Origin of the sequence: Novosphingobium sp. (genome assembly GCF_965228995.1) — a bacterium.
Taxonomy (GTDB): domain Bacteria; phylum Pseudomonadota; class Alphaproteobacteria; order Sphingomonadales; family Sphingomonadaceae; genus Novosphingobium.
In genome coordinates this window covers 3,217,683-3,236,583 of the sequence record NZ_OZ245852.1, presented here as the reverse complement: position 1 = coordinate 3,236,583, position 18,901 = coordinate 3,217,683, and the positions used below count along the sequence as shown (strand labels likewise).

At 64.9% G+C, this 18,901-nt stretch carries 18 protein-coding genes; 9 read left to right on the top strand and 9 right to left on the bottom strand.

The annotated features are described in order from the left end of the window. Positions 1–236 precede the first annotated feature (236 nt). Together eda and ACO056_RS14750 are read left to right on the top strand one after the other, a co-directional pair. Complete coding sequence (gene eda / locus ACO056_RS14755) at positions 237–848, top strand: bifunctional 4-hydroxy-2-oxoglutarate aldolase/2-dehydro-3-deoxy-phosphogluconate aldolase (RefSeq protein ID WP_421848032.1); 612 nt, start codon at positions 237–239, stop codon at positions 846–848. Positions 849–929: 81 nt separating this feature from the next. Then, positions 930–3,722, top strand: coding sequence for a phosphoenolpyruvate carboxylase (locus ACO056_RS14750; protein ID WP_421848030.1), 2,793 nt, complete (start codon positions 930–932; stop codon positions 3,720–3,722). Between the two features lie 8 nt (positions 3,723–3,730). Here ACO056_RS14750 and ACO056_RS14745 read toward each other — a convergent pair whose 3' ends face one another. The 6 genes from ACO056_RS14745 to pdeM form a co-directional block, all read right to left on the bottom strand. Then, the gene (locus tag ACO056_RS14745) at positions 3,731–4,048 is read right to left on the bottom strand and encodes a type II toxin-antitoxin system RelE/ParE family toxin (protein WP_421848028.1); all 318 of its coding nucleotides are present in this window, start codon (positions 4,046–4,048) and stop codon (positions 3,731–3,733) included. After that, a complete protein-coding gene (locus ACO056_RS14740) occupies positions 4,048–4,314 on the bottom strand; it encodes a type II toxin-antitoxin system ParD family antitoxin (protein WP_421848026.1) in 267 nt (88 codons plus the stop codon). Before ACO056_RS14740 ends, ACO056_RS14745 begins: the two co-directional genes overlap by 1 nt. Positions 4,315–4,387: 73 nt before the next feature. Beyond that, positions 4,388–5,488, bottom strand: a complete 1,101-nt coding sequence (locus ACO056_RS14735; RefSeq protein WP_421848024.1) for a potassium channel family protein — start codon at positions 5,486–5,488, stop codon at positions 4,388–4,390. 8 nt (positions 5,489–5,496) lie between these two features. Then, on the bottom strand, positions 5,497–6,915 hold the full coding sequence (locus tag ACO056_RS14730; RefSeq protein ID WP_421848022.1) for an SLC13 family permease: 1,419 nt from the start codon (positions 6,913–6,915) through the stop codon (positions 5,497–5,499). 545 nt (positions 6,916–7,460) lie between these two features. Next, positions 7,461–7,982 carry a translation initiation factor IF-3 gene (infC, locus tag ACO056_RS14725; RefSeq protein WP_421848020.1) on the bottom strand — a complete coding sequence of 174 codons (522 nt, stop codon included), beginning with the start codon at positions 7,980–7,982 and terminating at the stop codon, positions 7,461–7,463. Between the two features lie 387 nt (positions 7,983–8,369). Next, positions 8,370–9,080: a ligase-associated DNA damage response endonuclease PdeM gene (gene pdeM, locus ACO056_RS14720; protein ID WP_421848018.1), complete on the bottom strand. Its 711-nt coding sequence runs from the start codon at positions 9,078–9,080 to the stop codon at positions 8,370–8,372. Between the two features lie 44 nt (positions 9,081–9,124). Here pdeM and hemF point away from each other — a divergent pair, with 44 nt between their 5' ends. The 3 genes from hemF to ACO056_RS14705 all read left to right on the top strand — a co-directional run bounded on the left by hemF (position 9,125) and on the right by ACO056_RS14705 (position 12,191). Beyond that, positions 9,125–10,024, top strand: coding sequence for an oxygen-dependent coproporphyrinogen oxidase (hemF, locus tag ACO056_RS14715; protein ID WP_421848016.1), 900 nt, complete (start codon positions 9,125–9,127; stop codon positions 10,022–10,024). A 381-nt stretch (positions 10,025–10,405) separates the two neighbouring features. Beyond that, entirely contained in the window at positions 10,406–10,591 is a 186-nt protein-coding gene (locus ACO056_RS14710) for a hypothetical protein (RefSeq protein WP_421848014.1), read from the top strand. 511 nt (positions 10,592–11,102) lie between these two features. Further along, positions 11,103–12,191 (top strand): IS5 family transposase, encoded by a 1,089-nt coding sequence (locus ACO056_RS14705; RefSeq protein ID WP_421855528.1) that lies wholly within the window; start codon positions 11,103–11,105, stop codon positions 12,189–12,191. Between the two features lie 314 nt (positions 12,192–12,505). Here ACO056_RS14705 and ACO056_RS14700 read toward each other — a convergent pair whose 3' ends face one another. Then, the gene (locus ACO056_RS14700) at positions 12,506–13,741 is read right to left on the bottom strand and encodes a glycosyltransferase family 87 protein (protein ID WP_421848012.1); all 1,236 of its coding nucleotides are present in this window, start codon (positions 13,739–13,741) and stop codon (positions 12,506–12,508) included. Between the two features lie 23 nt (positions 13,742–13,764). Beyond that, the gene (locus ACO056_RS14695; RefSeq protein WP_421848010.1) at positions 13,765–13,890 is read right to left on the bottom strand and encodes a hypothetical protein; all 126 of its coding nucleotides are present in this window, start codon (positions 13,888–13,890) and stop codon (positions 13,765–13,767) included. 135 nt (positions 13,891–14,025) lie between these two features. On the opposite strand from ACO056_RS14695, the gene ACO056_RS14690 reads away from it, so the two are divergent. From ACO056_RS14690 to ACO056_RS14680, 3 genes are all read left to right on the top strand, one after another. Next, on the top strand, positions 14,026–16,116 hold the full coding sequence (locus ACO056_RS14690) for a RelA/SpoT family protein (RefSeq protein ID WP_421848008.1): 2,091 nt from the start codon (positions 14,026–14,028) through the stop codon (positions 16,114–16,116). After that, positions 16,113–16,529, top strand: coding sequence for an ester cyclase (locus ACO056_RS14685; protein ID WP_421848006.1), 417 nt, complete (start codon positions 16,113–16,115; stop codon positions 16,527–16,529). Before ACO056_RS14690 ends, ACO056_RS14685 begins: the two co-directional genes overlap by 4 nt. Before the next feature lie 249 nt (positions 16,530–16,778). Next, positions 16,779–16,988 carry a hypothetical protein gene (locus ACO056_RS14680; RefSeq protein ID WP_421848004.1) on the top strand — a complete coding sequence of 70 codons (210 nt, stop codon included), beginning with the start codon at positions 16,779–16,781 and terminating at the stop codon, positions 16,986–16,988. Positions 16,989–17,053: 65 nt separating this feature from the next. Here the strand turns inward: ACO056_RS14680 and ACO056_RS14675 are convergent, their stop codons facing one another. Further along, complete coding sequence (locus tag ACO056_RS14675) at positions 17,054–17,233, bottom strand: SRPBCC family protein (RefSeq protein ID WP_421848002.1); 180 nt, start codon at positions 17,231–17,233, stop codon at positions 17,054–17,056. A gap of 119 nt (positions 17,234–17,352) precedes the next feature. Between ACO056_RS14675 and ACO056_RS14670 the strand changes: the two genes are divergently transcribed. Beyond that, complete coding sequence (locus ACO056_RS14670; RefSeq protein WP_421848000.1) at positions 17,353–18,882, top strand: M28 family peptidase; 1,530 nt, start codon at positions 17,353–17,355, stop codon at positions 18,880–18,882. Positions 18,883–18,901 lie beyond the last annotated feature (19 nt).

Genomic DNA, 18,901 nt, shown 5'->3' with positions numbered 1-18,901 from the left:
GGGGCGCCAGCCTGCCCTGTCCCGCCCCGGACACCAACTCCGCTCATGCTGAGCTTGTCGAAGCATGTTGGCGCGGCCGTTGTGCATGATGCTTCGACAAGCTCAGCATGAGCGGTTGGGGGGCAGCCGCTTGGTCGTTGCCGAAGAATAGCTATGCGCATGCCCGATTGCAGGCTGCATGGCGCGGCCCCGCGCGTTAGGTCAGGGCACAACCCACACAGACCCAGCGAGTTCCCATGAAGCCCATCGAAACCATCATGCGCACGGCCCCGGTCATTCCGGTGCTGGTGATCGAGGACGTGGCCCACGCCGTGCCCGTGGCGCGCGCGCTGGTCGCGGGCGGCCTGCGCGTGCTCGAAGTCACGCTGCGCACCCCCGTCGCGCTCGATGTGATCCGGGCGATGCGCTCCGTCGAAGGCGCCATCGTCGGCGCGGGTACGGTGACCGACCCCGCCACGCTCAAGGCCTCGATCGATGCGGGCGCCGAGTTCATCGTCTCGCCCGGCCTCACTGAGCGGCTTGGCGGGGCGGCGGTATCTTCGGGCATTCCCTATCTGCCGGGCGTCGCCAATGCGGGTGATATCATGCGCGGGCTCGATCTGGGGCTGACGCACTTCAAGTTCTTCCCGGCCGCGACCTCGGGCGGTCTGCCCGCGCTCAAGGCGCTTGCGGCGCCGTTCCATCAGTGCCAGTTTTGCCCGACGGGAGGGATCACGCTGGAAAGCGCGCCGGAATGGCTGGGCTTTGGCCCGGTGCTATGCGTCGGCGGCTCCTGGGTGGTGGGTAAGGGTACGCCCGATGTGCTGGCAATCGAGGCGGCAGCGCGCGAGGCAGCAGCGCTGGCCTGATTCTCCGGGGCTTCTGGCCCTGACGCAGCCTGCAGGCGGTGGTCCTGCAGGCCGATCCACTTGGCAGGAGGTGCGGCGCGCATGGATACGGTCGATACGCTGAGGAACCGCCTGCAGGAACTTCATACGCGGACGGCGGAAACCCCGCTGTTCAATCCGGTGTTCCAGCTGAGCCACGATCTTTCGCGTCAGCTTGAAAGCGGTGCGCTCGATTTGTCGGCGATGGAGGGGCTCGTCGCGGCGCTGGAATGCGAAGGGCTGCAGGCCCGCGCCGCGCGGCTGCGCCATCTGATCGCGCCGACCGATCCGGCGGAGAACCTCGTGCGGCTGGCGGCGCTGCTCAACGAGGAGGACGGCTTCTCCGAGTTCCGCCGCCGCTGGGAACGGCCACTGCTCCACGCCGTGTTCACCGCGCACCCGACCTTCCTGTTGAGCCCCGCCGAATCCGATGCCGTTGCCGAGGCGGCGCTGGCCGAGGACCCGATGGCGGCGACGGTTTGCCAGGTGCCTGGCACCGGCCCCAAGGTGACGCTCGATTACGAGCATGCCGAAGCGTTGGCCGCCATCGAGCGCGCGGGCGCCGCGCGCGACCGGATCAACGCTGCACTGCTCGCTCATGCCCGCGCGCGCTGGCCGGGGCGCTGGCTCGATTTCCGTCCGCTGCCGTTCCGCTTCGCGAGCTGGGTCGGCTATGACATGGATGGCCGGACCGATATCTCGTGGTCCACATCGGTCGCCTATCGGCTGCAGGAGAAGGCGCGGCGGCTCGGAGGCTATGCGGCGCAGCTCGCGGCAGTGGTGCCGGATCACGCGCTGCTCGTGGGCCTGCGCGGCGCGGCGGCTCATGCGGCCGAGATGGCGGCGCTGTTCACCGGGCTCGGCGCGGAGCCGGAGGCGCTGGCCGCGGCGGCCAATGCCCTGACGGCGGAGCATCCTGACAAGCTGCTTTCGCTCGCCCCGGTGATCGCGGCGCTTGAGGCCGAGGCCAAGGGTGCCGAGGGCGAAGCCGCGATTGCGCTCGCCGTACTGGCAGGCGCGATGCGTGCGGACGGGCTCGGCATGGGCTGGATCCACTTCCGGGTGAACGCCTCGCAGCTGCTGAACGCGCTGCGGCGGCGCATCGATCCCGAAGGCACGCTCGATCTCGCCAGCAAAGGCGCGCTCTCAAAGCTGCGCGAGCTGCTGGCCGATGTGAAGCCGCTGCGCGCCAATTTTGCCGCGCTCGCCATCGAGACCTCGACCGCGATGCGCCAGTTCCTCGTGATGGCGCAGATCCTTCATCACATCGATGCCGATGCGCCAATCCGCATGCTGATCGCCGAATGCGAACAGCCGCAGACGGTGCTCGCCGCGCTCTATTTCGCGCGGTTGCTGGGCATCGAGGGCAAGGTTGACGTCTCTCCGCTGTTCGAGACCGAGGCTGCGCTCGAGCATGGCGGGCGGTTCCTCGAAGCGCTGCTCGCCGAGGAATCCTACAGCGATTACGTGCGGCTGCGCGGACGCCTATCGATCCAGACGGGCTTTTCGGATGCGGGGCGCTTCATGGGGCAGATCCCGGCGGCGCTAGCCATCGAGCGGCTGCAGGGCCGTCTCGCGGCGGCGATGAAGGCGGCGGGGCTGACCGATGTCGCCGCGCTGGTGTTCAACACCCACGGCGAAAGCATGGGCCGCGGCGCGCATCCTTCCGGCTTTGCCGATAGGCTGACCTGGCCGCTGAGCCGCTGGGCGCGTGGGCGCTTTGCCAAGGCCGAGATCGTGCTCGAGCCCGAAGCGAGCTTTCAGGGCGGCGATGGCTATCTCTTCTTCCGCAGCGACGAGCTTGCTCTCGCCACGCTGACGCGGATCATCGAGGCAGAAGAAGCGCTGCGCGGGGACAGCGAGCCTGATCCGTTCTACGATCGCACCGATCTCAGCCTCGATTTCTACCGCGCGATCCGGCGGGTGCAGCGCGAGCAGCTGGAAAGCCAGACTTATGCGCGCGCTGTCACCGCGTTCGGTCTCGGCATGCTCAAGAGCACCGGCAGCCGCGTTTCGCGCCGGCAATCGGATATCGCCAGCGACCGCACGATGAGCCTCCGGCAAATCCGCGCGATCCCCCACAACGCGATCCTGCAGCAGATCGGTTACCCTGTGAACGTGATCGCGGGCGCTGGCATCGCAGCGGGGGAGGAGACCGAGGCGGTTGCCGAATTGCTCGGCCGTTCGGCGCGCGGGCGGCAACTGGTGCGGCTGCTGCGCGCGGCCAATGGCCTCGCCTCGATCAAGACGGTGGCCTGCTTCGGCGAGCTGTTCAATTCGGCCTACTGGGCGAGCCGGCCCTATCGCGGCACCGAGACCGCGCTTGAGGATGCCTGCCTGGCGCTGGCGGAATACCTCACCAAGGACGACCGCGCCGGGGTGTTCCGGCGGCTCGCCTCACGCCTCCGGGTGGATTGGATGAAGCTCCACCGGCTGCTCGGCATGGTGCCGCAAGGGCAGGGCCTCGATGGTGGGCGCAACCCCGCGCAGGACGAGCAGCGCCGCACCATCGCGCTGCTGCAGGCGCTGCGGCTGGCGCTGCTGATGCACATGTTCCTCCGCGCCGTGCAAGTGCCCCCGTTCTCGCGCTCCAACGACGTGAGCCGCGAGGACGTGCTCGAAATGGTCCTCTCGCTGCGGGTGGATGAAGCGCTGGCGCAGCTGCGCCGGGCTTATCCGGTGGTCGAGCCCGGACTCGAGGACTTCCCGGTGAGCGAACCGACCGACTACCCCGACAACCGCGCCGAAGGCTACGGCGTGATCCGCACGCGGTTTATCGATCCGATCGAGCGCGCGCATGCGCTGAACCTGCGGATTTCAGCGGCGATTGCGAACCACTTCGGGGCGCATGGGTAGACCGGCATTCAGAGACGCGGCGGCTTGGTCCTGAACAGCATTTCCAGATCACGCGAGGCATGCAGTACGCGCGCGATGCCGATAGGTTGCGTCGACGGATCATAGACTATCAGGTAACCGAGAACTGGCCAGAACCGGACGTGCGCGTCCGTAAGGTCGTCGCGCCAGTGACCTGCGTTTGGCGTTGAACCCAGAAAGCTGAATGCCCTCTTGAATTGCCCAAGCACATGGCGCGCCACACGGACGTCTGCCTGGTCGATATAGTATTCACGGATCAGCTGGATATCCTGCTCCGCTTCGTGCGTGATCGCGTAGCGCGCCGCCACTAGTTGGAGTTTGCCTCAACCGCAGCCAGCTCGGCATCGAGCCTGTCCATGAAGGCTTCTCCGTCGATAACGCGTCCGGCGCGGAGCGAGGCCACTCCGGCCGCGATCTTTTCGCGCATCGACGCCTTGTGCAGTTCCTGCAATTGATCGCGCTCTTCCATAAGGCGCAGTGCTTCTCGCACGACTTCGCTGGCTGAATTGTAGCGTCCGGCTTTGACCTTGTTGTGGACCAGAGTTTCAAGCTCCGGCGTCAGACTTACATTCATGGGGCATTCCTTAGCGGTCCGAAGGATCCAATAACAGTTTTTGTCAAAGCTTGCTATCCAATCGCAATGCGCTTCACCCCACATACGTCCTTCCATGCTTCACCGGTTTCGCCGGCATCCCGAAGATCGCGCCTGCCGATAGCCGCGTCCCCCGCACCACCAGCACCAGTGTATCGCCCGGCTCGATGTTGACGTCCTCGCCGGGGTGCTGGATCGACTGGCCGTTTACGCGGTCGATCTGGACGATGAAGAAGGCGCCGGCGCTGCGGCGTTCGGCTTCGCCGACGGTCGCGCCCGTCAGCGCGCCCTTGGGGACGGCGGTGACGACTTCGACGTCGAGGCCGAGATCGTGGAGGAAACGGCGCGCGTCCGCCATGTGTTCGGCGTCCTGGATGCGGCTGTCGGTCGCGGGATAGAGGATCAGTTCGACAATGCGTTCCGCGCCGATGTGGGTGGGGAGCACGACTTTGTCGGCGCCTGCGTGGAACAGCTTGCGCTCGGTGGTCGGCGCCTCCCCGCGCGCGATGATCTGGACGGCTGGGTTGAGGCTGCGCGCCGAGAGCGTGATAAACACGTTGGCAGCATCATCGGGCAGCACCGAGGCGAGCACGCGGGCGTGCATGATCCCGGCGGCGCGCAGCGTTTCCTCCTGCGTCGCTTCTCCCACCATCACGAGCCAGCCGGCAGCGCGGGCTTCCTCGGCCTTTTCGGGGCTGCGTTCGATGATCACGAACGGGTGGCGCGCGTCGGTCAGCGCCCTGGCAAGCTGGAGCCCGATGCGGCCCATGCCGCAAATCACGGCGTGGTCTTTCAGGCGGTCGATCTCGGTCTGCATCTTGCCTACCCCCAGGAGTTGGCGGAACTGGAACAGGGTGAATACCTGCACGAGCGCGGAGGTCAGCACGATCATGCCGGTGCAGCCGAGCACGATGGTGGCGGTGGTCCACAAGCGCAGGAAGGACGTGTCGATCGGGCGGACTTCGCCGTAGCCGACCGAGAAGATGGTGAGCAGCACCATATAGGCGGCATCGCCCACCGGCCAGCCGCAGGCGATGTAACCGAGTGTGGAGACCGCAAAGACGATCCCGACATAAAGCAGCGTGCCCGTGAGCAGCCGCAGCGGCGAGCCGAGCACGCGGCCCGCGCCCTGGGTGAAGGCGGAAGGCTGGTCCATCCCCGCGCTCAGCTTCCGGCCAGCCGCATCAGACCGGCGATGCCCCAGACCACGCCGACGATGAGGAGCACGCCGGCAAGATCGAGCATGAACCCGGCACGCAGCACGCGCGGCATGGCAATGTGGCCGGTGCCCCAGGCCAGCGCGTTGGGCCCGGTGCCGGCAGGGAGCATGAAGCCCCAGCTGGCCGCCAGTGCAGCGGGGAGGGCGAGCAGGATCGGATCGGCTCCCAGCGCGCCGCACAGCGCGGCAACGACGGGCATGATCCCGCTGGCAGCGGCGATGTTGCTGGCAAATTCGGTAACGATGACGACAAAGCCGACCAGCACCAGCGCCACCACCGGCAGAGGCACGGTGCGCAGCGGGAGCATCGCGGTGCCGAGCCAATCGCTCAACCCCGAGGCGTCCATCCCCATGGCGAGGCTGAGGCCGCCGCCGAACATGAGGATCACGTCCCAGGGAATGCGGTTCGCTTCCTTCCACGTCAGCATCGCGCGGCCGGTGCCATCGGGGAAGACGAAGAGCGTGAGGCCAGCGATGGCCGCGATGGTGCCATCGGTCAGCCCGCCTTTTGGGAACAGGCCTTCAGTAAGCGGGAGCGTGACCCAGGCCAGAACAGTGAGGAGGAATAGCGGAACGAGGCGGCGTTCGGGTACCGTCCAGTGCACCGAATGCTCGATGGCATCGCGCGCGGCGGCGGGATCAAAGCTGCCCGGGCCGATCTTGTGGACCCGCGCGATAATGAACGCGGCGAGCGGCACGCCGATGATGACGATGGGCAGGCCGAACGCGGACCATTCGATGAAGGTGATCTTCACGCCGAGGGTGCGGTCCAGCAGCCCGGCCGCGATGGCATTGGTGGGGGTGCCGACAATGGTGCCATAGCCGCCGAGCGTGGCGGCGAAAGCGACGCCCATCGGGAGCGCGCCTGCCATGCCGTCCGTCTCGCCCGGTTTCACCCCGCCCGAGGTGAGGATGGCGAGCGCCATCGGCATCATGATCAGCGCGGTCGAGGTGTTCGAGATGAACATCGAGATCGAGGCGGTGGCGGCCATGACCGCGAGGAGCAGGCGCACCGGGCTGGTCCCGGCATGGGCCAGCATGGTGAGCGCAAGGCGGCGATGGAGACCGGTGCGTTCGATGGCAAGCGCAAGGAATGCGCCGCCGACGAAGAGGAACATGATCGGCGAGTAATAGGCCGCCGCGGTCTTATTCGCATCGACCACGCCGGTGAGCGGGAGAACGATGAAGGGAAGCATGGCGGTGGCAGACAGCGGCATCGCCTCGGTCATCCACCAGACCGCCATCCACCAGACCAGTCCGGCGGTGTGCCACGCGGAGGGCGGCATGCCCGCAGGCGCTGCAAGGAGCAGCGTGGCGAGAAGGCCGAGCGGTCCGGTGATGAGAGCGATGGCGCGTGCGTTCATGTGCCGTAACGCGCGCAAGTTGACACAGTTGACACTGTCCTGAGGATTAACTCGGATCGATCAGTGCGGGACTTTTGATCGATCGGGCCGATTAATCCGCAATACGCTGTAGTGAATTCGCCCATGTGCCCCGCCGTTCTGCCCTGAGGCCTGCATAGGGCATGGGGGGCGGGGTAGGAAAATGGTTTTACTGGGCTTCGTTGCTTTGCGGCGGCGGGGAGGGAGGGTTTCGCGCGGAGGCGCGGAGAAGGGAGGAAGGGGGTTTCGCGCAGAGGCGCAGAGGCGCGGAGAGGTCGCGCTGTTGGCGAAGCCGATCTCTTATTGGGCTGGTTGCGGTGATGTGGAAGGCCTGCTGCGCGCGGGGCCTCTTTGCGCCTCTGCGCCTCTGCGCGAACAAAACATCGTCTCTGCGCACTCTGCGCGAAACTTTTGAATGGGGTGCGTGCCCCTCCACCACCGTGAGGGTGGTCCCTCTCCCAGCATCGGGGAGGAACTGTGGTGGCGCCCCCTCCCGCGCAGGGGAGGGGTTCGCCTTGCCGCCGCCGTTACTTCGGCGCGAGGACCATTAGCATCTGGCGGCCTTCCATGCGGGGGAAGGCTTCGACCTTGGCGATTTCGGTGACATCATCCTGCACCTTGCGCAGGAGATTCATGCCGATCTGCTGGTGCGAAAGCTCGCGGCCGCGGAAGCGGAGGGTGATCTTGACCTTGTCGCCTTCCTCGATGAACTTCACCACGCTCCGCATCTTGGTGTCGTAATCGTGGTCATCGATGTTCGGACGCATCTTGATCTCCTTGATCTCCTGCGTCTTCTGGCTCTTGCGGGCGAGGTTGGCCTTCTTCTGCGCTTCGTAGCGGAACTTGCCGACATCGAGGAACTTGCAGACCGGCGGATCGGCGTTGGGCGAGACTTCGACCAGATCGAGGCCGACTTCGGCTGCCTGATCGATCGCTTCGCGGGTGTACATGACGCCCAGATTCTCGCCGTTCTCATCAATCACGCGCACCTTGGGCGAACTGATGAGCTGGTTGTAGCGGGGGCCGGTCTTTACAGGGGGCGCCATCATGCGCCGGGGTGGGGGGGCTATAGTGCTTGCTCCTGATGTTTCAAAAATGGGGGAGGGCTATGCGCCGGCCCCCGCGCGCTCATATCACAATGCGGCGGCAGATAAAGCGGGAAGGTTGGTTTGGGGTTAAGCGGTTTTGGGAGGGCGGTTTGATCCGGTTTTACGCGGGGGATGGGAATGGGGAAGAAAGCAGGGTTCACGCGGAGACGCGGAGGCGCGGAGAAGGAAGAAGCAAGCAGGGTTCACGCGGAGACGCAAAGGCGCAGAGCAATGAGGAGATAGAACCGAAGGCGGCTGCGCCGCAGGCTTTTCCTATTCTTCTCCGCGCCTCCGCGTCTCCGCGTGAAACATGTCTTTTACGCTCCCCTACCCGTATCGGGGAGCAACTCAGGCGCTCCGCCAGAGGGGGAAGCGGGCGAGTTTGCCGGCGGCGGGGATCAGCGCATCGATTGCGCGGGCGGGCTGGAGGGCGCCGAGGATGGCGGGATCGGCGGCATTGAGGCCGCCGGTAAGGGCACCGAACGCGGGCAGGATCAGGCGGCGTTCGCTGGCGACGGCGCAAGGACGCGCGACGCGGCGGCCGCGCGCGGTGACGGCGAACTTGGGATGGAAGTGGCCGGAAAGCTCGGGCCCGGTTTCGCCGGGGCGGGCTTCGTGGCGCAAGGCGATGCCGCGCACGGTGAGTTCGGGCAGGCCCTGCGCCTCGGCGGCGGCGTCCCTGGTATCGTGCCCAAGGTCATGATTCCCGGTGATCCACACCCAGTCCACCGCGCGCATCAGCGCATCGAGCATGCCTGCGGCGTGGGGTTCGAGCCGGGCGGGGCCGTGGCTGTCGTGGAAATTGTCGCCGAGGCAGAGGACACGGCGCGCGCCGGTCTCGCGGATCGCTTCGGCGACTCGGCCAAGGGTTTCGCGGCTATCATAAGGAGGGAGCATCTGGCCGCGCGCCGCGTACCAGCTGGCCTTCTCGAGGTGGAGATCGGCGACGATCAGTGCGCGTTCCTCAGCCCAGTAGAGCGCGCGCGACGGGGCGAGCGCAAATTCCTGCCCGGCAAAGGCGAAAGGGGCGCCAAATCGGTTGAACATAACGGGAACCATGTACGGGCCTTGCCGGATTGCGTTTGGCTTGGCAAGACTTGCGCATGAGCACTGCACAAGAGGCCCACAAGGCCGTCGCCAAAGAGGATTGGAGCGCGGAAACTGGCCGCGCCCGCGCATGGTTCGAAAGCCTGCGGGACCGGATCTGCGCGGAGTTCGAGGCGATCGAGCGCGAGGCGGGGAGCGACGCCAGCTTCACTTACACGCCGTGGAAGCGCGAGCATCACGGCGAGCCGGTGCCTGATGGCGGCGGCGGCGTGCAGGGGCTGATGAAGGGCAAGGTGTTCGAGAAGGTCGGCGTCAACGTCTCGACCGTGGGCGGTGCCTTCAGCCCGGATTTTGCGAAGACGATGCACGGTGCCGACCCGGAGAACCCGGCGTTCACCGCGACGGGGATCAGTCTGGTGGCGCATATGGCGAACCCGCATGTGCCCGCGGTCCACATGAACACCCGCTTTTTGACAACGCGCAAGGCGTGGTTCGGCGGCGGCGGCGATCTCAATCCGCCGATCCCCTATGACGAGGACACGGCCGATTTCCACGCCAGCTACAAAGCGGCCTGCGATGCGCATGATCCGGCCTATTATGGCAGGTTCAAGGCCTGGGCGGACGAGTATTTCTACATTCCCCACCGCAAGGTGCACCGGGGCGTGGGCGGCATTTTCTATGACCACCTAGAATGCCCGGACGAGGCGGGGTTCGAGGCGAACTTTGCCTTTACCCGCGATGTGGGCGATGCGTTTCTGAATGTGTACCCGGCGCTGGTGCGGCGGCGGATGAACATGGAATGGAACGCGGACGACAAGCTCAAGCAGCTGATCTGGCGTGGGCGCTATGCGGAGTTCAATCTGGTCTATGACCGGGGCACGCTGTTCGGCCTCAAGACGGGCGGGAATATCGACGCGATCCTGATGAGCCTGCCGCCTGAGGCGGTTTGGGAATAGGGTTCACGCGGAGTCGCGGAGTCGCGGAGAAGGGATGAAGTGGGTTTCGCGCTGAGACGCGAAAACACGAAGGTGCCCTTTCCGCCGGCGGCTTCGTTCAACCCTGCGGCCGCTCCTTGTAGGCAAGGCGGAGTCACCAAAAGCTAGATATCCTTCTTTCTTCGCTGGAAAGATATGGACCGCTCATAGCGATTTGACGCCAGTTCGCCGCAAAGCTGTCAGCTGGGCGTACTCGTTTGGTATAAACCACCTAAACAAAAAGAGATGCCAAACTACCTAGCGCATTAGGTTCATTTTGGTAGGAAGTCGATAGTAACACTAACAAATATCGGAGCCGCGGGTGTTCGCGACGATCCAAAAACAAATGAGAGGACGCGAAAGGTGGCCAAAGATAACACCAATGCGGAGACGTTGGCGGTCTATCCAGTCATTGCTAACGAGCTTGAAGCCTTGACTGCACAAGCGGCAGAGTGCGGTGATTTGCTTCTTGCAGCACGCATACAAGCTGCTCACGATCTGGTAATCGAGCGGATCGCAACGCAAAAAATAATGTCACCATTAGACTGAAACGGATTTTTTGTTTCGTGATGATGAATTCCAGAATGACGTAAGACCTTAGTGTATATCCGTATTATCTCGTATCTGATACTATGTCGGAATTGGATTAAGCTGCCTCTGAATTTCCGATGCAGGGGCTACCGTGAATCAGAACGAAATGCTTCAACTGCGCGCCCGAAAGCTGATGGCTTATGCAAATGGCCTGTTGGCGGTCGCGCGGGATCTGGAACGGCTTGCCGTGGCGCCTTCGCTACAGGCGAATGAAAATGACGATGAGGCGCCGCTGTTCGACAACGCAGACTTGTTGGAATTAGCCCGCAAAGACTACCGTGATAGGCGACGACGCGAAAAAGTGTTTGACCCCGCAATATTCGGCGAACCGTCTTGGGACCTTCTACTGGACCTTTTTATCTCTGCCAAAGAAGGCAAGCATGTTTCTGTTACAAGTGGACACCTCGAAAAACTCTGGCCTTTGAGTGGCGGATTTGATTCACTTCGCCGACGAGTGGCGGAGGTGGTGATGGCGGGGCAGCCAGGTTTCTTCGATCTTTCGGACCGATATGATGCTTTGAGCGCGGCGGGTGATCCGCTTGAGCGGCTCGCGGCGGTCGTCGACTTTGAGGTGTTCCGCGGACCGTTGATAGCAGCGCTGCGACGGAGCGCTCGCGGCAAGGGCGGTCGCCCGCCGTTCGATCCGGTGCTCATGTTCAAGGTCCTGGTGCTGCAGGCGCTTTACTCGTTGTCGGACGAGGCAGCCGAGTTCCAGATCAAGGATCGCCTCTCGTTCCAGCGCTTCCTGGGGCTTGGGCTCGATGGCACGGTGCCCGATGCGACGACCGTGTGGCTGTTCCGCGAGCGCCTGGTGCAGGCCAAGGCGATCGACAAGCTCTTCGCCCGCTTTGATGCGGCGCTGACCGACCGGGGCTATCTCGCCATGGGCGGACAGATCATCGACGCCACGGTTGTGCCGGCACCCAAGCAGCGCAACACCGAGGACGAGAAGGCGGCGATCAGGGAAGGCCGGATCCCGGAGCGCTGGAAGGCAAAGCCTGCCATGCTACGCCAGAAAGATCGCGATGCGCGCTGGAGCGTGAAGTACACCAAGGCCAAGGTGAAGGAGGGCGCCGATCCCAAGGCGTTCAAACCGGTCGACCTCGCCATCCCGATGTTCGGCTACAAGAACCACATCGGCATCGACCGGGCGCATGGGCTGATCCGCACTTGGGACACCAGCGCCGCCAATGCCCATGATGGCGCGAGGCTGCCCGACGTGGTCAGCAGCAACAACACTGGCTCGGGCGTATGGGCCGATACCGCCTACCGATCGAAGAAGAACGAGGCGTTCCTCGCCAAGTGCATGTTCACCAGCCACATCCATCAGAAAAAGCCGCCACGCCGGCCGATGCCCGAGCGCATCGCCAGAGCCAATGCCAAACGCTCCGCCATACGCTCGGCGGTCGAGCATGTGTTCGCCGGCCAGAAACACCGGATGGGCCTGATCGTCCGCACTATCGGAATCGCGCGGGCTCGCATCAAGATCGGCATGGCGAACCTGGCCTATAACTTCCAACGCCTCGCCTGGCTTGAAGGGCGTACTGCGCCCGCATGACGCGAAAACCGGCCCCGGAAGGGCAGTCCAGCACGGAAGTCAGCGATAAAGACCAGGAGAACGGTGCTCCGCACGCTCAAATCTGGCCTCTCTTCGCCTCCACGCCGAAATCAGCCGGTTCTTCGAAGTGTCCAAGTGCATGTATTGCATCAAACGTGCCGCTCACAACTGCCTTGAGGTGGATCGCCTTGCTTGAAGACATGGGGCTTGTCAGGCGCGTGAGCGATCAAAAGGACCGTCGCAGGACATGGCTGGTTCTGACTGTCGAAGCGTATGGCAAAATGGTAAAGTATTTTTCGCACGAGACGACCGCACTAGTCGATGAAAGCGCTATCAAATTCGGATAAGCTCGGCGACTTCTTGGCTGGCAACCAGGTGCTCCACACCAGCCAGAACAGCACCGCCGCCGCGAGCGGCATCAGGTTCAGCCCCAGCGGCAGCGCGGCGGCGCGGGTGGCGAGGGGGGCGAGCCAGATCAGCACCAGCAGGGATTTCTCCCAGGGCCGCCAGCCCATGCTGCGGCCCATGCCGATGAGGAAGAACACCGGCATGGCGAGGAACGGCAGATCGTAGCTGAACAGGTAGGGCGAGGCGAGCGCGGTGGCGGCGAGGAGCATGGCGCCGGCGGCTTCGTCTGACGGGGCGCGGCGCCAGTAGAGGCAGGCGAGCGCGCCGGTGACGAGCGTGATGGCGGCTTGCCCTGCCATGGCGGCGGTCGGGCCGAACAGGACGTGCAGGGCCGCATAGGGCGTGCACATGCGCAGGAAGAACTCGCCCGAAGTCTGGCTCATCAGGATCTGGCTGACTTCGAAGCTCTGCGGATAGGCACGCCAGGTATCGAGGCCGAAGACGGTGAGCGAGGCGAGGCAGAGCAGCGCGGCCGAAGCGGCGGCGGCGGCGATGGCGGTCCATTTGCGCCCGGCGGCGAGCCAGAAGGGGACGAGCAGCGCAAGGTGCGGCTTGATCACGAGCAGGCCGAACAATGCGCCCGAAAGCGCCTGCGAGCGGCGCAGGGTGAGGACCGCGGCGATCAGGATGGCGCCGGTGATGAAGCCGTTCTGCGCGTGGCTCGCGGCAAGGTAAGCGGCAGGGAAGGCAAGCACGGCGAGGGTGCCCGCCCAGTCCCTGGTGCCGCCGGTATCCGGCAGCGCGCGGCGGGCGACGAGGAACCAGATGGCCCATCCCGCCAGCGCCCAGACCACCCATGCCACCGCATAAGGCATAAGGCCGAGCGGCGCGGCGAGAAACAGGAACGGCGGCGGATTGACATAGGCGACCATCTGGCCGGTGCCGGCGGCCATCTGCGCGGCATGTTCGGCGGCCAGATCGTAGACGCGCGGCGCGGGGCCGGAGAGGAGCAGGCGGCCCGTGCCCCAGAAGGCGAGGAAATCGCTGCCCACGGTGCCGGTCGCCTCGCGGAACACCTTCACCATCATCGGGATGTAGGCGACCAGCACCATCGCGGCATAGACGCGCACGCGGGCGGCATCGAGCCAGGTGAGGGTGCGCAGATTGGCCTTGAGCCTGTCGCTGAAGTCTGACTTGGCCATTTCCTCTACCATCCCGCCTGCTTTCAATTCCCGTTCGTGTCGAGCGAAGTCGAGACACTGCGCGCGGCGACTGGTGTCTCGACTTCGCTCGACACGAACGGGGTGGGATAATGTCCGTTTCTCACGAACGGATCTTGGGGGGAGGTCATGTCTGGCGGTGCGTCCCTCATCGGCCCCTTAAGTGCCGCTGCGGGCTCGCTATGGCAACACAGGCGTGAAAGATTTGCGCATCGGCGGCATTTTCCCTTGTCGGGGGCGCCGGGCAAAGGCCATCTAGGGTTGAGATGCTGCGTCAGTACGAACTTGTCGAACGCGTGCTCGCCTATGATCCGGATGCGGATGAGGCGATGCTTAACCGCGCCTATGTCTATACCGTGCAGAAACACGGCTCGCAAAAGCGCGCCTCGGGCGATCCGTACTTCTCGCATCCGGTCGAAGTCGCGGGCCTGATGACCGAGCTGAAGCTCGATCAGGAAACGATCATTACCGCGCTGCTCCACGATACGGTGGAGGATACGCTGGCCACTGTGGAGGAAGTCGAGCGCCTGTTCGGCCCTGAAGTTGCGCGGCTGGTCGATGGGGTGACCAAGCTCTCCAAGATCGAGACGATGAGCGACAAGGAGCGCGCGGCGGAAAACCTGCGCAAGTTCCTGCTCGCGATGTCCGAGGACTTGCGCGTGCTGCTGGTGAAGCTGGCGGACCGGCTCCACAACATGCGCACGCTCCACTACATCAAGAGCGAGGAAAAGCGCCGCCGCATCGCGCGCGAGACGATGGAGATCTACGCGCCGCTGGCCGAACGCGTGGGCATGTACGAATACATGCGCGAGATGCAGCTGCTGGCGTTCGAGCAGCTCGAGCCGGAGGCTTATGCCACGATCACCGGGCGGCTGACCGCGATCCGCAACGACGAGGGCGCGCAAGTCGATTCCATTGCGCTCGCGATCAAGCAGACGCTGGCGGAAGCGGGGCTGAAAGTGGAGGTTTCGGGGCGCGAGAAGCACCCGTTCTCGATCTGGCGCAAGATGGCGGAGCGCCACGTGAGCTTCGAGCAGATCACCGACATCATGGCCTTTCGCGTGCTGACCGATAGCGCGGAGGACTGCTACATCGCGCTCGGGCTGCTGCACCGGACTTGGCAGATGATTCCGGGGCGGTTCAAGGACTACATCTCGACCCCGAAGATGAACGGCTACAAGGGCCTGCACACTTCGCTGATCTACAACAACGCGATGCGCGTGGAAGTGCAGATCAAGACGCACGAGATGCACCGGATCAACGAATTCGGCCTTGCCGCGCACTGGGCCTACAAGCAGGGCGCGCTGCCCGATGGGCAAGTCGGCTGGGTGCGCGATCTGGTCGAGATTCTCGAGGCGAGCCACGATCCGGACGAGCTGCTCGAAAACACCAAGATGGCGATCTATCAGGACCGCATCTTCGCGTTTACCCCCAAGGGCGCGCTGTATCAGTTGCCCAAGGGCGCGACGCCGATCGATTTTGCCTTTGCCGTGCACACCAATCTCGGCGCGCAGGCGGTGGGGGCGAAGATCAACGGGCGGCACGTGCCGCTGCGCACGCCGCTGGGCAACGGCGATGTGGTCGAGATCATCAAGAGCCGCAGCAGCGAACCGCAGCTTTCGTGGCTCGCCTTCGTGGTGACGGGCAAGGCGCGCGCCGCGATCCGCCGCGCAGTGCGCCAGAAGGAGCGCGCCGAAATCGCCGAGATCGGGCGCAAGCTCTATGACGAAATTGCCGAGCGGCTGCCGAGCAAGATCGGCAAGAAGGCGTTGGCGGACGCGATCAAGCGGCTGAAATACACCAATGAGGAAGAGCTGATGGTCGCCATCGGCAGCGCCAAGATCGACGACCGGCAGGTGATGGAAGCACTGGTGCCGGGAAGCGCCAAGAACCTGCCGCAAAGCGAGAACTGGCCGAGCCAGCAGCGCGCGATTGCGGTGCGCGGCCTGACCCCGGGCATGGCCTTCAAGCTGGCCGATTGCTGCCATCCGGTGCCGGGCGACCGTATTGTCGGCCTGAGGCGCTTGGGCAAAGGCGTCGAAGTCCACGCGATCGACTGCCTGAGCCTTGCCAATGGCATCGATGCCGACTGGATCGACCTTTCATGGGACGCGCGCACCGATGGCGCGGTCGGCCGGATCCGCGCGGAGCTATACAACCGGCCGGGTACGCTCGCCGAAATGGCTGGTGTTTTTGCCAAAAACCACGCCAATGTGGTTAATCTCGAAATGACCCAGCGCGAGAACCCGTTCCATACCTATGAAGTGGATCTCGAGGTGCGCGATCTGGCGCATCTGACGCGTATCGTCAGCGCATTGCGGGCAAGCGATGCCGTGGCGCAGGCGGATCGGATTTGACTCCGACGCGGCTGATCGAACGGTTCTACCATGAGGTGTGGAACCTGGCTGACGAAGCGGTGGCGCGCGAGATCCTTGCACCCGATTTCCGGTTTCGCGGCTCGCTGGGGCCGGAGAAGCGCGGGGTGGACGGGTTCATCGACTACACGCGCCAGATTCACGCGGCGCTGGGCGGCTATACCTGCACGATCTTTGAGATCATCGAACAGGGCGAGCGCGCTGCGGTGCGGCTGCGCTTTGCGGGGGTGCACCGGGGGCCGTTCTTTGGCGTGGAGGCAACCGGGCGGGAGATCGCGTGGCCAGGTGCGGCGTTCTTCCGCTTTGCGGACGGTCGGATCGCCGAGCTGTGGGTGTTGGGCGATGTTGAGGCGGTGAAGGCGCAATTGGGGGCGGCGGTCGGCGCTGGGCTTTAGGGCTGGCGGGCAAGTTTGGACGTCGGTTTTCGCCCACGCTCTTCCGCTTCGTCATTGCGAGCGTAGCGAAGCAATCCAGAGCCGCGCAGAACCGCTCTGGATTGCTTCGCTGCGCTCGCAATGACGAAGGGTGATGGTGATACGCTTCGGGCACTTACCGGTTCGGGAAGGCACTCCGGCGAGTGAGTATATTTAAACGACGGTTTCCGCCGACTTGTAGACCTTCCCGCGGCTTGATAAGGCGTCGGCATGCCGGTGGTAGAAGCTTTTGACCACGTAGACGCCTTGGAACCGCTGTTTATGGCGGAGTTCGAGTTTTTGCCCCGCATCGGCGAATATCTCTCAATCGATACCCCGCCCGGCTATTTCAGGTATTACAAGGTCGTTGAGCTTTGGCACCGGCAAGACAAAGAAGGTGGTGCTTTCCGCGCATGCTTACGCCTTGAAGAGGACGATTGAAGAACGTCTCCTCCCCACCCATTCTCAGCCTCGCCCCTTACGGCTGAAATCACCCACGCAGCCCATCAGTCTCCAGCCAGCGCCGCATCCAGCGCATTGTGGAAGTGCTGGACGCGGGCTTCCTCATCGCTGAGCCAGACGGACTGGAAGCCGCTGGATGCCATGCCCTGCTGGACGCGGGCGAGGAGGGAGATGTCGTCGTGGGTGAAGCTGTCGCGCGGGGGCTGCGGGCTGGCTTTCGGCATCGGCACTCCCGGCGCTGGGCTGCGATAGGGCAAGTATGGACGCGATGCGTGTGGACAGAACTAGCCATTCTCTTAGGCTGCAGGCATGAGCCGATGATGGGCGCGAAGGAACGAGAGGAATGGCAATGCGCGGGGCGGGTCTGAAGAGGCTGGGGCTGGCGGCTGCCGCCTTGTTGGCGTTGCCGGGCGGTGCGGCACGGGCCGAGGGGCCGGCACCTGATGCGCAGACGCGCGCGTGGTGGGCGCTGACGCGGGAGCTTTCGTCCGATGCGATGGAGGGGCGCGATACCGGGTCGCGGGGCTATGACCGTGCGGCGGCGATCGTGGCGAAGCGGTTTGCGGCGGCCGGGCTCAAGCCGGTCGGTACGGGCGGAGGCTGGTTCCAGCCGATCACGTTCGAGGATCTGCGGCTGGATGAGGCGCGTTCGCGGTTGCTGATTGGCGGGCAGCGGCTGCGCTTCAACCGCGATGTGCAGCTTTCGCCCTCTGCGGCGACGCCCAAGGCGCTCATGGCACCCGCGACATTCCGCGGGTATTGCAGCGCGGCCGAGATTGCCGAGGTGAAGGGGCAGGTGGTGGTCTGCTATGGTCGCCCGGCGCCGGCACGGGTCAAGGGGTTCGACCGGGCGAAGGCCCTGCGCGAGGCGGGTGCGGCAGGGATGCTGCTGATTGCCGCGCCGGGGCTGCCGGGCGAGCCGATCCGCTGGCCTTTCGCCTATTCACGCAGCGTCACGCCGCTCGAAGACAGCGTGAAAGCGGCTGGCGGCGCGTCGTTCTTGCAAGGCACGCTCAATCCTGACGCGCTGGCGCGGCTGACCGCGCAGGCGGGTGAAATCCTGCGCAGCGGCGCGGCGGGCGCAGACTTGCCGCGAGCGGAATTGGGCCAGGCGAGCGCGGCGCTGACGGTGACGCGGCGGGTGACGCGCTCTGCCAATGTGCTGGGGCTGCTGCCGGGCACCGATCCGGCGCTGGCGGATCAGGCCATCGTGATCGCGGCGCACCTTGATGGCTATGGCCGGGGCGAGCCGGTGGCGGGCGGTGCGATCTACAACGGCACGCTCGACGATGCGGCCTATGTCGCGTTGCTGGAGCAATTTGCCGCGATGCGCGCGGGCAAGGGGCTGAAGCGGCCGGTGCTTTTCGCGGTGTTCACCGGCGAGGAGAAGGGGCTGTGGGGCTCGCGCTGGTTCGTGAAGCATCCGACCGTGCCGATCGCCAGCCTTGCGGCGGTGATCAACCTCGATCAGGTGCGGCCGCTCTATCCGCTGAAGCTGCTGACGGTGCATGGCCTCAAGGAAAGTTCGCTGGGCGATCTGGTGCGGCAAGTGGCCACGGCGCGCGGGATTGCGGTACAGGAGGACCCGGAACCGGAGCGCGATCTGCTGCGCCGGTCGGACAACTGGCCGCTGATGGAAGCGGGCGTGCCTGGGGCGAGCTTCGTCTTTGCGACCTATGATGCGGCTTCGCGCGCGGCGTATCGGGATTGGTACGAGCGGCGCTATCACCACCCGGCGGACGATCTTTCGACGCCGCTTGATTGGCAGGCGGCGGCCGATTTCAACCGCTTCTTCACGGCCCTGACGGAGGCGGCAGCCGAAGTGCCGGAGCGCATGGCGTGGGCGCCGGGAGCCAGACCGGGGACGCGCTAGGCGCGCCCCCGGCAAGCCC